This window comes from Terrabacter sp. RAF57 (assembly GCF_052113925.1).
Classification (GTDB): Bacteria; Actinomycetota; Actinomycetes; order Actinomycetales; family Dermatophilaceae; genus Terrabacter.
This window is the reverse complement of record NZ_JBFRDT010000006.1, coordinates 38,194-51,113: the sequence shown is the minus strand read 5'-3', so window position 1 is coordinate 51,113 and position 12,920 is coordinate 38,194. Positions and strand designations below refer to the sequence as shown.

Annotated in this window: 12 protein-coding genes; 7 read left to right on the top strand and 5 right to left on the bottom strand. The window is 72.8% G+C overall.

Translation table 11 applies throughout. From position 1 onward, the window contains the following. Positions 1 to 63 precede the first annotated feature (63 nt). The gene (locus tag AB4Y83_RS09980; protein ID WP_442276045.1) at positions 64 to 1,236 is read left to right on the top strand and encodes a citrate/2-methylcitrate synthase; all 1,173 of its coding nucleotides are present in this window, start codon (positions 64 to 66) and stop codon (positions 1,234 to 1,236) included. 213 nt (positions 1,237 to 1,449) lie between these two features. After that, positions 1,450 to 2,730 carry an MFS transporter gene (locus tag AB4Y83_RS09975; protein WP_442296749.1) on the top strand — a complete coding sequence of 427 codons (1,281 nt, stop codon included), beginning with the start codon at positions 1,450 to 1,452 and terminating at the stop codon, positions 2,728 to 2,730. A 2-nt stretch (positions 2,731 to 2,732) separates the two neighbouring features. On the opposite strand, the gene AB4Y83_RS09970 is transcribed toward AB4Y83_RS09975, so the two are convergent. From AB4Y83_RS09970 to AB4Y83_RS09955, 4 genes are read right to left on the bottom strand one after another with little or no spacing between them, the layout of a single operon-like run. Further along, complete coding sequence (locus AB4Y83_RS09970; RefSeq protein WP_442276043.1) at positions 2,733 to 3,983, bottom strand: ABC transporter permease; 1,251 nt, start codon at positions 3,981 to 3,983, stop codon at positions 2,733 to 2,735. Then, on the bottom strand, positions 3,980 to 4,906 hold the full coding sequence (locus tag AB4Y83_RS09965) for an ABC transporter ATP-binding protein (protein WP_442296748.1): 927 nt from the start codon (positions 4,904 to 4,906) through the stop codon (positions 3,980 to 3,982). Before AB4Y83_RS09965 ends, AB4Y83_RS09970 begins: the two co-directional genes overlap by 4 nt. Positions 4,907 to 4,940: 34 nt before the next feature. Further along, complete coding sequence (locus AB4Y83_RS09960) at positions 4,941 to 5,645, bottom strand: response regulator transcription factor (protein ID WP_442296747.1); 705 nt, start codon at positions 5,643 to 5,645, stop codon at positions 4,941 to 4,943. After that, on the bottom strand, positions 5,642 to 7,030 hold the full coding sequence (locus tag AB4Y83_RS09955) for a sensor histidine kinase (RefSeq protein ID WP_442296746.1): 1,389 nt from the start codon (positions 7,028 to 7,030) through the stop codon (positions 5,642 to 5,644). The genes AB4Y83_RS09960 and AB4Y83_RS09955 overlap by 4 nt, the downstream gene beginning before the upstream one ends. A gap of 78 nt (positions 7,031 to 7,108) precedes the next feature. Here AB4Y83_RS09955 and AB4Y83_RS09950 point away from each other — a divergent pair, with 78 nt between their 5' ends. Beyond that, positions 7,109 to 8,236, top strand: a complete 1,128-nt coding sequence (locus AB4Y83_RS09950) for a M24 family metallopeptidase (RefSeq protein ID WP_442296745.1) — start codon at positions 7,109 to 7,111, stop codon at positions 8,234 to 8,236. Between the two features lie 39 nt (positions 8,237 to 8,275). Here the strand turns inward: AB4Y83_RS09950 and AB4Y83_RS09945 are convergent, their stop codons facing one another. Beyond that, positions 8,276 to 9,688: an NAD(P)/FAD-dependent oxidoreductase gene (locus AB4Y83_RS09945; protein ID WP_442296744.1), complete on the bottom strand. Its 1,413-nt coding sequence runs from the start codon at positions 9,686 to 9,688 to the stop codon at positions 8,276 to 8,278. Positions 9,689 to 9,717: 29 nt separating this feature from the next. Here AB4Y83_RS09945 and AB4Y83_RS09940 point away from each other — a divergent pair, with 29 nt between their 5' ends. The 4 genes from AB4Y83_RS09940 to AB4Y83_RS09925 all read left to right on the top strand — a co-directional run bounded on the left by AB4Y83_RS09940 (position 9,718) and on the right by AB4Y83_RS09925 (position 12,900). Beyond that, on the top strand, positions 9,718 to 10,563 hold the full coding sequence (locus AB4Y83_RS09940; protein ID WP_442296743.1) for a GNAT family N-acetyltransferase: 846 nt from the start codon (positions 9,718 to 9,720) through the stop codon (positions 10,561 to 10,563). 13 nt (positions 10,564 to 10,576) lie between these two features. Continuing rightward, entirely contained in the window at positions 10,577 to 11,365 is a 789-nt protein-coding gene (locus AB4Y83_RS09935) for a hypothetical protein (protein WP_442296742.1), read from the top strand. A 102-nt stretch (positions 11,366 to 11,467) separates the two neighbouring features. After that, positions 11,468 to 12,496: a class II fructose-bisphosphate aldolase gene (gene fbaA, locus AB4Y83_RS09930; protein ID WP_442276035.1), complete on the top strand. Its 1,029-nt coding sequence runs from the start codon at positions 11,468 to 11,470 to the stop codon at positions 12,494 to 12,496. After that, positions 12,493 to 12,900 carry a DUF3151 domain-containing protein gene (locus tag AB4Y83_RS09925; protein WP_056751827.1) on the top strand — a complete coding sequence of 136 codons (408 nt, stop codon included), beginning with the start codon at positions 12,493 to 12,495 and terminating at the stop codon, positions 12,898 to 12,900. Before fbaA ends, AB4Y83_RS09925 begins: the two co-directional genes overlap by 4 nt. The last annotated feature ends 20 nt before the right edge of the window (positions 12,901 to 12,920 follow it).

The window sequence follows — 12,920 nt, the reverse complement described above, 5'->3', positions numbered from 1 at the left end:
TCAACATTGACGATGTTGATCAACATCGCTGAGAGTGAAAAGTGAACCTGAAAGGAGGACCCCATGTCCACCACTCCCACCGGATTCATCACCGTCCCGAAAGGTCTCGCCAAGGTCGTCGTCACCGACACCGAGCTCGGCGACGTCCGCGGCGACGAGGGCTTCTTCCACTACCGGCAGTACTCCGCCGTCGAGCTCGCCGAGCAGGTCGGCTTCGAGCAGGCCTGGCACCTGCTCGAGCGAGGCCACCTGCCCGACGACGCAGAGCTGGCGGCCTTCACCGCAGAGGTGGGGCGACTACGCGTCCTGCCGCCCGGCCTCGCCGACCTGCTCCCCGCCATCTGTGCGACGACCACCGACTCGCTCCAGGTGCTGCGCACGACGCTGTCGGCGTGGGGCGGCATCGCCGGCCTGCGTCCGCTCTACGACTGCGACGAGGACGAGAAGTCCGCGGCCTCCCTGGCGGCCGTCGCCGTCACGCCGACGATCCTCGCGGCTGCGCACCGTCTCCACCACGGGCTCGAGCCGGTGCCGGCCGACCCGACCCTCGGCCACGCCGAGGACTACCTGCGGATGGTGACGGGGCGGCTGCCCTCGGCGCGAGACGCCCGCGCCGTCGAGCAGTACCTCGTCGCCACGATGGACCACGGCTTCAACGCCTCGACCTTCACCGCGCGGGTCATCGCGAGCACCGGCGCCGACCTCGCGGCCTGCCTCGTCGGGGCCATCGGCTCGTTCTCGGGCCCCAAGCACGGCGGCGCGCCGAGCCGGGCGCTCGAGGCCCTCGACGAGATCGGCACCCTGGACCGGGCCGACGGCTGGGTGCGCGACCGCATCGGGTCCGGCGACCGGATCATGGGTTTCGGCCACGCCGTCTACCGCACGCGCGACCCGCGCTCGGAGATGCTCAAACAGATCGCCCGCGGCTGGGACGACCCGCTCGTCGACCTCGCGGTCGGGGTCGAGGACGCCATCGAGCGCGCGCTGGCCGAGCTGAAGCCGGGGCGCGAGCTGCACGCCAACGTCGAGTTCTACGCCGGCGTCGTCATGAAGCTCGCGGGGCTCGACCCGTCGATGTTCACGCCGACCTTCTGCGTCGCGCGCGTCGTCGGCTGGACGTCCAACGTCCTCGAGCAGAGCCGCGACCCGAAGATCATCCGGCCCGCCGCACGCTACGTCGGGCCGCCGCCGCCCCAGCCGGTGCCCACCGGCACGCGCGCCCCGCAACCGGCCTGACCGGGGGAGGGCATCGAGCAGACCCCGACGCATCCGGTTGCCGGGGCCTGCTCGGCGCGACCGGGGGAGCATCCGGTCGCTGGTGGTCGCCCGGAGCCCTCCGAACGTCATGTCCACCGTAGGACAGAATCGGTGTCTCGGGTCGACGTTCAGGTCAGGACTCGACAAGGTGGTGTCAAGGAAGGGTAGGCATCGCGTAAGGAGGGGCTCGGGGTGCCACGAACGTCGGTCGAATCGCCCGGTAATGCGGCATTTGTCCGGTTCTGGGTCGCCGACGCCGTCTCCAACCTCGGCACCTTCGTCTCGGCTCTCGCCCTCCAGCTGCTCCTCATCGAGACCCTCCACGCCGACCAGACCGAGCTCGGGATCGTCCGGGCGGCGACGTGGCTGCCCTACCTCCTCTTCGGCATGCTCGCCGGCGTCGTCGTCGACCGGGTGCGGCGCCGGCCGCTGCTCGTCGCGGCCGACCTGCTGTGCGCCCTGCTCGTCGGCACGATCGGGGTACTCGCCCTGACCGGCCACCTGACGGTGCCGCTCGTCGCCGTCCTCGTCTTCTGTGCCGGCTCCGCCTCGATGTTCTTCAGCGCCGCCCACCTGTCGTTCCTGCCGACGGTCGTGCCGGAGACGCGCCTCGCCTCGGCGAACGCCCGGCTCGCCCAGACCTACGCCGCGACGCAGTCGCTCGGTCCGCTCGTCGGCGGTGCGCTGGTGCGGCTGCTGTCCGCGCCCGTCGCGGTGCTCGTCGACGCCGTGTCGTATGCCGTGTCGGCCGTCGTGCTCATGACGGTCCGCGTCGAGGAGCGGGCTCCTGAGCGCACCCCCGAGCGGCACGTGTGGCGCGAGCTGCGCGAGGGCGCGGCCTGGGTCTACCGGCACAGGGTGCTGCGCCCGTACGCCATCTCGCTGCACCTCTGGTTCTTCGCCAACGCCATGGTCACGACGGTCCTCGTCTACTTCGCCACGACCGAGCTGCACCTCGACCCGCTCGCGGTCGGGCTCGTCCTTGCGGCGACCGGCGTGACCGGCGTCCTCGGAGCGGGCCTGTCCCCGCGACTCGGCGTGCGCTTCGGCACCGGCCGGGTGATCACGACGACGGAGTGGCTGAGCCCGGCGGCATACGCCCTCCTGCTGCTCGCGCAGCCCGGGCCGTATGCCATCGTGTGGCCGCTCGTCGCCAACGCGCTCTTCGGCCTGGCGATGGGGCTGCGCGACCCGCTCGACATGAGCTACCGCAACCTCGTGACGCCCGACCGGCTGCGCGGGCGGATGAACGCGACGATCCGGTCGCTCAACTGGGGCTCGATCGCCGTCGCGGCTCCCCTCGGGGGCCTCGTCGCCGCGACGTGGGGCAACCGGGTCGCCATCGCCATCGGGGTGGTCGGGCTCGCGGTCGCGGCCCTGCTGCTCTGGAGCTCCCCGTACCGTCACGTGACGGCGCCGGGTGAGCGCCCGGTGGAGGGGCCGGTGCAGGGTCCGGTGCAGCGCCGCGCCTGAGGTCAGTCCGCCGTGCGCAGGGCCTGCTTCCACGACGTCCGGCCACGGGTCTGCATGAGCGACCGCCGGTAGACCTTCTCGCCGATGACGACGGTCACCGCGGAGAAGGCCGCCATGAGCAGGAGGGACACGACGGGCTCCCACCAGGCGGCGTCGCCCGCGATGATCCGCCCCGGCATCGCCACGACGGACACGATCGGCACGAAGGAGGCGACCTTGAGGGCAGTGCCGCTCAGGGCGAAGCTCGCGAAGTAGACGAGCATGAGCAGGGTCGTCAGGGGCGAGGTCGTCGACTGGAGGTCCTCGGTGCGCGAGGCCAGCGCGCCCGCGACGGCGAAGAGACAGGCCAGGGCGAAGAAGCCGACCGCGAAGAAGAGGATGAACCACACGACCGCGGTCGAGAGCGCGGGCAGCAGCGACGACCACTCGGTGAACGACACCGCCACGAGGCCGACCCCGGCGAAGAGCACCACCTGGCCCATCGCGATGACCGAGTTCCCGACGACCTTGCCGGCGAGCAGGGCGCGCAGGGGGATCGCCGTCGCGATGATCTCGACGAGGCGCGACTGCTTCTCCTCGACGACGCTCGCGGCGATCTGCTGGCCGAACATCAGGGCGCCCATGAAGAAGAGCAGCGCGAAGGCGAAGGTGGCGGCCTGCACGAAGCCGCGGTTCGTCGTCTGCCCGTCGAAGCGGTCGGCGCCCAGGGTCGCCCCGCGCTCGAGGGCCTCGACCGTCGTGCCGGCCGCAGCCGCGTTGCGGTCGAGCGCAGCGGCGCGGACGGCTCCCTCGAGGGGCGTCCGCAGCGACGACCCCACGTCGTCGCCGGACGTCAGCGTCCAGCCGGCCGACGTCTCGTGCAGCCACGCGTCGACGTCGCCCCGGTCGACGGCGGCGTGCGCCGCGTCCTCGCCGGTGACGGTCGTCGGGGTGATGACGACGGTGTCACTCGTCGAGCGGGCTGTCGATGCGGCCTGCTCGACGAGGCGCGTGCCCTCGGCCGACGACACGGCGACGGTGTAGGTCGTCGTCTTTCCCGCCTGCCACGCCGAGAAGGCCGCGAAGCCGGCGATGAACACGAGCGTGAAGAGCGTGGAGAAGAGGAACGTGCGGTTCGTGACGCGGACGACGACCTCGCGCACGGCCACGATGAGCCACGGACGCCCGCCCCCGGACGTCTGCTCGTCGGCGGGCCCGGAGGCCTCGCCGGCGCCGGCGGTGTCGGGGTCCGGTCGGTGCTGGAGGGTGGTCATGCCGTCACCTCACGGTAGATCTGGGCCAGGGTGGGTCGCTGCGGCGAGAACTCGTGCACCTCGCCGCGTCTCAGGGCCTCCTCGAGGAGAGCCCGTTCGGCGCCGTGCTCGACGACCTCGAGCAGCGCCGTGTGTCCCTCGACGTCGACGGCGTGCACGCCCCCGACACCGCGCACCCACCCGGCATCGCCCGACAGGACGAGCCGGTGCCGCGAGACGGAGGTCGCGCGCAGCTCGTCCGGGCTGCCCGACGCGACGACCCGGCCCTTGGCGAGCACGACGAGGCGCTCGCAGAGCCGCTCGACGAGGTCGAGCTGGTGGGAGGAGAAGAGGACCGGCACGCCGCGAGCGGTGTGCTCGCGCAAGAGGTCCGCCATGTTGTCGACGGCGGCGGGGTCGAGGCCGCTGAACGGCTCGTCGAGCACGAGCGCCCGGGGACGGCCCATGAGCGCGGCGATGATCTGGACCCGCTGCTGGTTGCCGAGCGAGAGCTTCTCGACGTGGTCCTTGGCGCGCTCGGCGAGACCGAGGCGCTCGAGGTGGGTCGTCACCGAGGCCTTGGCCGCCGAGGCGCTCAGGCCGCGGAGCCGTCCGAGGTAGACGAGCTGGTCGAGCACCGCCTGCTTGGGATAGAGCCCGCGCTCCTCGGGCATGTAGCCGAACTGGCGCCGGTCGAGGGCGGTGATCGGGCGACCGTCCCAGAGCACCTCGCCACCGCTGGGCGACAGGACGCCCATGACCATGCGCATCGTCGTGGTCTTCCCGGCACCGTTGCCGCCGACGAAGCCGGTCAGCCGGCCGGCCCCGACCGTGAAGCTGATGTCGTCGACGGCCCGGATCTCGCCGAAGGTGCGGCTCAGGTGCCGCAGCTCGATGTCGGCCGTGGCGCGCGGTCTGGTCAGGCGGTCCCCGTCGTCGTTCATGCCTCCACGCTAGGCCGCGCGGGGGCGCCCAGGATCAGCCGCTGGGTTGATCCTCCGGGTCCCCCCGGAGGATGAGACCTGCCTCGTAGGCCAGCACGACCGCCTGGACGCGGTCGCGCAGGTGCAGCTTGGCGAAGACGTTGGACAGGTGCGTCTTGACCGTCGCCTCACCGACGAAGAGCCGACCGGCGATCTCGGCGTTGGAGAGGCCCCGACCGACGAGACCGAGCACCTCGAGCTCGCGCGGTGTCAGGTCGTCGAGCCGCGGGTCGCGGTCGTCCCGCCGTGGGGCGTCCTGGGCGTCGGCGACCGACCCGTTCGTCATCTGCTCGATGACGCGCCGCGTCACCTCCGGAGCGAGCAGGGCGTGGCCACCCGAGACGGCCCGCACCGCCTCGATGAGGTGGTCGGCGTCGGCGTTCTTGAGCAGGAAGCCGCTCGCCCCGGCGGCGAGGCCGGCGAAGACGTAGTCGTCCCGGTCGAAGGTGGTGAGGATGACGACCCTGGCCAGGTCGTCGGCGACGATGCGCCGGGTCGCCTCGATGCCGTCCATGACCGGCATCTGCACGTCCATGAGCACGACGTCGGGTCGCAGCTCGCGGGTGAGCCGCACGGCCTCCTCACCGTCGCTCGCCTGCCCGATGACCTCGATGTCGTCCTCCACCGAGAGGATGAGCGAGAAGCCGGACCGGACGAGCAGCTGGTCGTCGACGAGCAGCACGCGGACGGGCGCGCTCACGAGGCCTCCTCGGGCAGCGGCATGCGCACGCGGACCCGGTATCCGCCGGTGACCCGGGGCCCGATCTCGCTCACGCCGCCGTGCGTCGACAGGCGCTCGCGGACGCCGAGGAGACCCAGGCCGGTCCCCGACGTGCCCGACCGCGGCCGCCCGCTGTCGAGCACCTCGACCTCGGCGTAGCCGTGCGCGAAGCCGTGCTCGGGTCGCCGGTCGACGCGGACGAAGACCGTCGCGCACGAGGCCGTCGAGTGCCGCCGCACGTTGGCGAGCGCCTCCCGCGCGGTGCGGTAGAGCGAGAGTCCGAGGGGTGCCGGGACGGAGGCGGCCGCGCCGGGCACGTCCTCGACGACGTGGCACTCGACCTCGAGGCCGTGGGTCGAGGCCTCACGGGCCAGGGTCGTCACGTCCGCGAGCCCGGGCTCGGGCGCCCGGGTGCGGCCCCCGGGTCCCGACCMGTCCGACGTCCCCTCGTGGTCGTCGGCGCGCAGCGTGCCGAGCAGCCCTCGCATCTGGGCCACGGCGTCGCGCGAGGACGTCTCGACCGACCGCAGGGCGCCCTCGGCCACGTCGGGGTCGCGTCGCAGCACGCGGCGGGCCGCGGCGGCCTGGATCCCGATGACCGAGACGTGGTGGGCGACGACGTCGTGCAGCTCACGGGCGATCCGCAGCCGCTCCTCGACGACGGCCTGCCGCTGGAGGCTCGTGGCCTGGGCGTCGATGGTGCGGGCCTGGGCGGCGAGCCGGTCGCGCTGGAGCGCGGCGCGCCAGGCGGCCTGGCCACCGATGATGGCGCCGCCGAAGTAGAAGACGTTGATGAGCAGGGTGTAGACGACGTAGGCGCCGGCCGGGCTGAAGAGTCCCTGGTGGACGAGGGGCTCGTCGCCGCGGCTCATCGCCTCCTCGACGCCGCTGCCCACCGCGAGCTGCCAGGCGAGCCAGCCGAACATCAGCAGCACGACACCGGCGACGACCCCGAGCATCGCCTGCCGGTCACGTGCCCAGGCGACGCCGGTGAAGAGGGCGAGGAAGTAGACGACCTGCATCGGCATCGACACCGCGACCGCCGGCATGAGCAGGCCGAAGACGAAGAGGTGCAGCGACAGTCCGGCCGCGACGAGCAGCGGCCACCGGTGGCGCCAGATGAGGGGGAGCGTGCCGAGGGCCACGGCGACGTGCGGCCAGACCCACGAGTCCTGCTGCGCGCCGAGTGAGTCGATGCTGCGCAGCAGCTCGACGCCGAGCGACCCCGCGACGAGGAAGCCGAGGGCGACCCAGAGGTCGGCACGCCGTTGGCGCGGCGAGTCGTCGGGGACCCGCTCCCAGTCGGTGTCGACACCGAAGTAGGCCCTCACCCGCGCCACGAGGGCAGTCCACCGGCCGTCCATGGGGCCAGCCTAGGCAGACCGGTGCCCGTGCCGGTTCCCCCTCGAGGTGGAGGGCGTGGCGGCGGTAGGTTCGGGCGCATGGGTGTCTCCTCCTCCGTCCTCGACGTCCCGACGATGCGTTCCAGGCTCGACCGGCTGCGACACCACGCGGCAGATGCAGGCGTCGCGGCGACCGTCGTGTCACCCGGCTCCGACCTGCGCTACCTCACCGGCATCGCGGGCTCGTCGTTCGAGCGGCTCACGGCGCTCGTCGTGCCGAGCGACGCGACGGTCGCCCCCGTCTTCGTCTCTCCTGCGCTCGAGTACGCCGGTCTCGGTCACGTGCCGCTCGGCGAGCTCGGCGTCGAGGTGCGCACGTGGGTCGACGGCGAGGACCCCTACGCCCTGGCGCTCGGCGGAGTGCCGACCGGTCGCGTCGCGGTGTCCGACATGACACCGGCCCTGCACCTGCTGCGCCTGCGTGACGCCGGGGCGGCGGACCAGCAGCTCGCCGGCCCGGTCCTGCGCGAGCTGCGGATGCGCAAGGACGCGGCCGAGCTCGCGGAGCTGCGCGCGGCCGGCGCCGCGATCGACCGTGTGCACGCGCGGGTCGGCGAGTGGCTCCGGGTCGGTCGCACCGAGGCGCAGGTCGCTGCCGACATCGCCGCTGCGATCCTCGAGGAGGGGCACGCCACAGCCGAATTCGTCATCGTCGGGTCGGGACCCAATGGCGCGAGCCCGCACCACTCCGTCAGCGACCGCGTCATCGAGGACGGGGACGTCGTCGTCGTCGACATCGGCGGCCCGCTGCCCTCGGGCTACGGCTCCGACAGCACGCGCACGTATGCCGTCGGGTCGCCCCGCGAGCCCGGCGTGGCCGAGGCGTATGGCGCGCTGCAGGCGGCGCAGCAGGCATCCGTCGAGTCCGTGCGTCCCGGCGTGACGTGCGAGGCCATCGACCGCGCGGCCCGCGACGTGCTCGCGGCGGCCGGTCTCGCAGAGCACTTCATCCACCGCACCGGCCACGGCATCGGGCTCGACGGCCACGAGGAGCCCTACATCGTCGCCGGCAACGACCTCCCCGTCGAGCCCGGCATGACCTTCAGCATCGAGCCGGGCGTCTACCTCGCGGGCCGCTGGGGCGCGCGCATCGAGGACATCGTCGCCGTGACCGACGACGGTGTCGAGCGCTTCAACATGAGACCCACCGACCTCGTCGTCCTCTGACCTGAAACGGGTGTGACGACGGGGCCCGGGTGGCCGACCTCAGGAGTCGAAGCCCACGCCGATCCGGTCGAGCGCGCGGAGCCACAGGTTGCGCCGGCCGGTGCGGTCCTCGGCCGCGAGCGACGACCGCGTGGCGCGCACGGCGGCATACCGGATCGGCTCGGGCGGGAAGGGGATCGGTTTGCGCCGCACCATCCCGAGGCGGGTGAGCTCGGTGTCCTTGCCGTCGACGAGATCGAGGGCGACGGCCGCGCCGAAGCGGGTCGAGGCGACGCCCAGCCCGGTGTAGCCGACGGCATACGCCATCCGGCCGCCGAGCGCCGTGCCGAAGACCGGCGTGAAACGGGACGTCGTGTCGATGACACCGGCCCAGCGGTGCGTGAAACGGATGCCCTCGAGCTGCGGGAAGAGGTCGAGGAAGTGGTCGGCGAGCAGCCCGTGCGAGGCGTCCGACTGCTCGAGCRCCGGGTCGATGCGTCCGGGGAAGTGGTAGTTCGCGTCATAGCCGCCGAAGAGCACCCGGTCGTCGAGCGTCCTTCGGTAGTAGTGGAACTGGTTGCCCGCGTCGGTGAGTCCCTCGCGCTCTTTCCAGCCGATGGCGTCGAGCTGGGTCGGCGTCAGGGGTTCGGTCATGAGGACGTGGTCGTAGACCGGGAGCACCCACGCGCTGAAGCGCTTGAGCACGCCCTGCGACGCGTTCGTGCCGATGACGACGCGTCGCGCGTGGATCGAGCCGCCGTCGAGCGTCACCCTCACGCCGTCGCCCTCGGTGTCGAATCCCGTTGCACGCGTGTGCTCGTGGAGCCGCACGCCGAGCGACTCGGCCGCGCGGGCCAGCCCCCAGACGAGGCGCGTGGGGTCGACGAGCGCGACCTCGGGGTCGTACATCCCGGCGAGGTAGCGCGGCGAGTCGACGCGGGCCCGGGCCTGCGCGGCGTCGAGCAGCTCGACCGGGACGCCGTGGGCGCGGTGCAGCTCGAAGGACTCGCGGACGGCAGGGACCTGGTGCTCGGTGAGTGCCAGCGTCAGCTCTCCGGGCACGTGGTGGTCGGCGTCGATGCCGTATGCCGTCAGCGTCCTCTCGATGCCCGCGACGTTCTCGACCGCGAGCCGGTCGAGGGTCTCCATCTCGTCGGGCCAGCAGCCGAGGCCCTGGGCGAGCCCGTGGGTCAGCGAGGGCGCCATGAAGCCGCCGTTGCGCCCGGACGCGCCGTCGGCCAGCCGGCCGGCCTCGACGACGACGACGTCCCGCGACGGGTCGGCCTCCTTGGCCTGGATCGCGGCCCACAGCCCGGTGAACCCTGCGCCCACGACGAGCAGGTCGGTGCGGGGCGCTGCGCCCGTCAGGGGCGCCCGCGGGTCGGGCCGCTCGGGACGGTCGGTCCAGAAGGGGACGGGGCGCGCGTCGGCGAGAGCCGTGGCGGCGCGGGGCGAGAGCGGGGAAACAGGCATGACGAGACGGATCAGACCATGCTTGGCTGGTGTCTGTGAACCCCCGTTCGTTCCAGAGCGATGCCGCGCCGGCGTCGGCGCCCCCRCCCGAGCAGCTGCTCCGGGTCTTCCACGACCAGACGCGCGCCCCCGTCCCGCTCGGGACGGCCGAGCGCCCGCTCGAGCTCGACGGCCCCGTGCGCAAGCACTACGACCTCGACCCGGCCGGCCACTTCGCGATGGTCGAGAGCCCGGACGGTCTCGGTGACGACCCCGACGGTCTCGTCCTCCGGGTGCGTGACTTCTTCGCCGAGCGCGGCCAGAAGGTCGAGTGGAAGACCTACGACTACGACGAGCCGAGCGACCTCGGCGCGCGCCTCGAGGCTGCGGGTTTCGTCCGCGAGGACGACGAGGCGCTGATCCTCGGCGAGGCCGCCCCACTCGCGGCGCAGGACCTCGCGCTGCCCGAGGGCGTCGTCGTGCGTGCCGCCGACGGCTTCGAGGACTTCGCCCGGATGCGCACGATGTCCGAGACGGTGTGGGGCGACGACCACGCCTGGGTGACCGAGTCGCTCTATCCCGAGTGGGTCGCCCGGCCCGACTCGATGGACGTCGTCGTCGTCGAGGAGTCCCGCGAGGGCCCGGTCCTCTGCGCGGCCCGTGGTGAGTACGACGCGAGCGGGTTCACCGGCCTCTGGGGTGGCTCGACGCTGCCCGAGTGGCGCGGCCGTGGGCTCTACCGGGCCACGCTGCTCCACCGGGCTCGCCTCGGCCTCGACCGCGGCAAGGAGTACGTCCGCGTCGACGCCTCGCCCGACTCCGAGCCGATCCTCCGTCGCCTCGGCCTGCACCGCGTCGCGACGACGACCCCGTACGTCTTCGATCCCACGGCCTGACGGGGCGACGGTGGTGACGCGGGCACCACGGCGGCGCGCAGCCACGGCCGCTCGGGCCGCCCTGGCAGCCCTGGCCGTCGGGGCGCTGGCCACCACGCTCCTCGGCGCGTGCACCACGGAGAGCGCCGATCCCGCGGTCCGCAGCGCCACGTCGACGACGGGGACGGCCCAGCCCGATCCCGGGATGACCTTCATCGAGGCCGCCCCGCGGTGCACCACGACGCGGCCGCTGACCGGCAAGGGCCGTGTGCCCCTCGACGCCGTCTTCCCCGGCGCCGAGACGAGCGCGTTCTCYGCCCCCAAGGAGGCGGTGCCGGGTCCCGACGCCGCCGACCGGGCGCAGTGTCCCGGTGAGCTGCCCTCCCGACCGCAGTGCGACGGCCTCGTGCCGTGGACCGGCCTGCTCAACGATGCGTTCATCCCGGCGAGCCGGGCGCGGCGCGTCGTCGAGGGCTATCTCCTGACGATGCCCAAGCAGGCCGGCAACCAGGCCCCGCCCGAGAGCTCGGCCGGCACGAAGGTCGTCACCTTCAGCCTCGTCGACCTCGCCGCGGGCGACCCGGGAGGCCTCGTCGCCTACCTCGACGCCGCGTTCACGACCTGCGCGAAGGCGTCGCCGAGCCGGGTGGCCGGGGTCGGCGCCCGCATCGGGACCGTCCCCTCGGAGTACGGCGCCGGCTCGGCCGAGGTGGTCCTGCTGCGCCGCGGAGCCCACCTCGTGTGGGCCACGCTCGACGGCAGCGGGTGGCAGCCGGGGGAGCAGCAGAGGGCCCTCGCGGTGCTCGTCGCGCGCCTTCTCTGAGCGGGCGCTCACCGGTGGGTGGGCACCCGTGGGCACGCGGCGGCATACGTGGCAGGATTCACGGCGGATCGTGAACCCGCTCACCAGACAGCAGGAGTAGCAATGCCCATCGCCACCCCCGAGGTGTATGCCGACATGCTCGACCGCGCGAAGGCCGGCTCCTTCGCGTACCCGGCCATCAACGTCTCGAGCTCGCAGACGCTGAACGCCGCGCTCAAGGGCTTCGCCGACGCCGGCTCCGACGGCATCATCCAGGTCTCCACGGGTGGGGCCGACTACCTCTCCGGCCCGAGCATCAAGAACATGGTGAGCGGCTCGCTGGCCTTCGCGGCCTACGCCCACGAGGTGGCCAAGAACTACCCCGTCAACATCGCGCTGCACACCGACCACTGCCCGAAGGACAAGCTCGACACCTTCGTGCGCCCGCTCCTCGCGGCGAGCACCGAGCGCGTCCAGGCCGGCGGCACACCGTGGTTCCAGTCGCACATGTGGGACGGATCGGCCGTGCCGCTCGACGAGAACCTGTCGATCGCCCAGGAGCTGCTCGCCCTCGCCAAGGCCGCCAACGTCATCCTCGAGATCGAGGTCGGCGTCGTCGGCGGCGAGGAGGACGGGGTCGAGGGAGCCATCGACGACAAGCTCTACTCGACCCCCGAGGACGCGATCGCGACGATCAAGGCCCTCGGCTCCGGCGAGAACGGCCGCTACCTGACGGCCCTCACCTTCGGCAACGTCCACGGCGTCTACAAGCCGGGCAACGTCAAGCTGCGCCCCGAGATCCTCCTGCAGGCCCAGCACGCCGCCGCCACGGAGCTCGGCCTGACGGGCGATGCGCGCCCCTTCGACCTCGTCTTCCACGGCGGCTCGGGCTCGCTGCCCGAGGAGATCTCGGCCGCCGTCGACAACGGCGTCATCAAGATGAACGTCGACACCGACACGCAGTACGCCTTCACGCGCGACATCGCCGGCTGGATGATCGGCAACTACGCCGGCGTGCTCAAGATCGACGGCGAGGTCGGCAACAAGAAGCAGTACGACCCTCGCGCCTGGGGCAAGTCGGCCGAGGAGGCCATGGCCAAGCGCGTCGTCGAGGCCTGCGACGCGCTGCGCTCGGCGGGCACGCACCAGTGAGCGACAACCTGCTCGGCATCCCCGAGACCCGGCTCGCCGTCGACCCGGCCGCCGAGAAGCTCGACGCCGGGGTCGACCCGGTGCAGGTGGCGGCGACGTACCCCGCGAGCTCGCTCGCGTGGGCCGTCCTCGCCGAGGACGCGCTCGCCGACGGTGACCGCGACGTCGAGGCGTACGCGTACGCCCGCACCGGCTACCACCGGGCGCTCGACTCGCTGCGCAAGTCCGGCTGGCGCGGCCAGGGTCCGGTGCCGTGGTCGCACGAGCCCAACCGCGGCTTCCTGCGTGCCCTCGCGGCCCTCGCCCGGGCGGCGCGCGCCATCGGCGAGAGCGACGAGGAGGCCCGCTGCACGCAGTTCCTGCGCGACAGCTCGGCCGAGGCGGCGCGCGAGCTCGGGCTCTGACCAGTCTGCTCGGCCCCTGC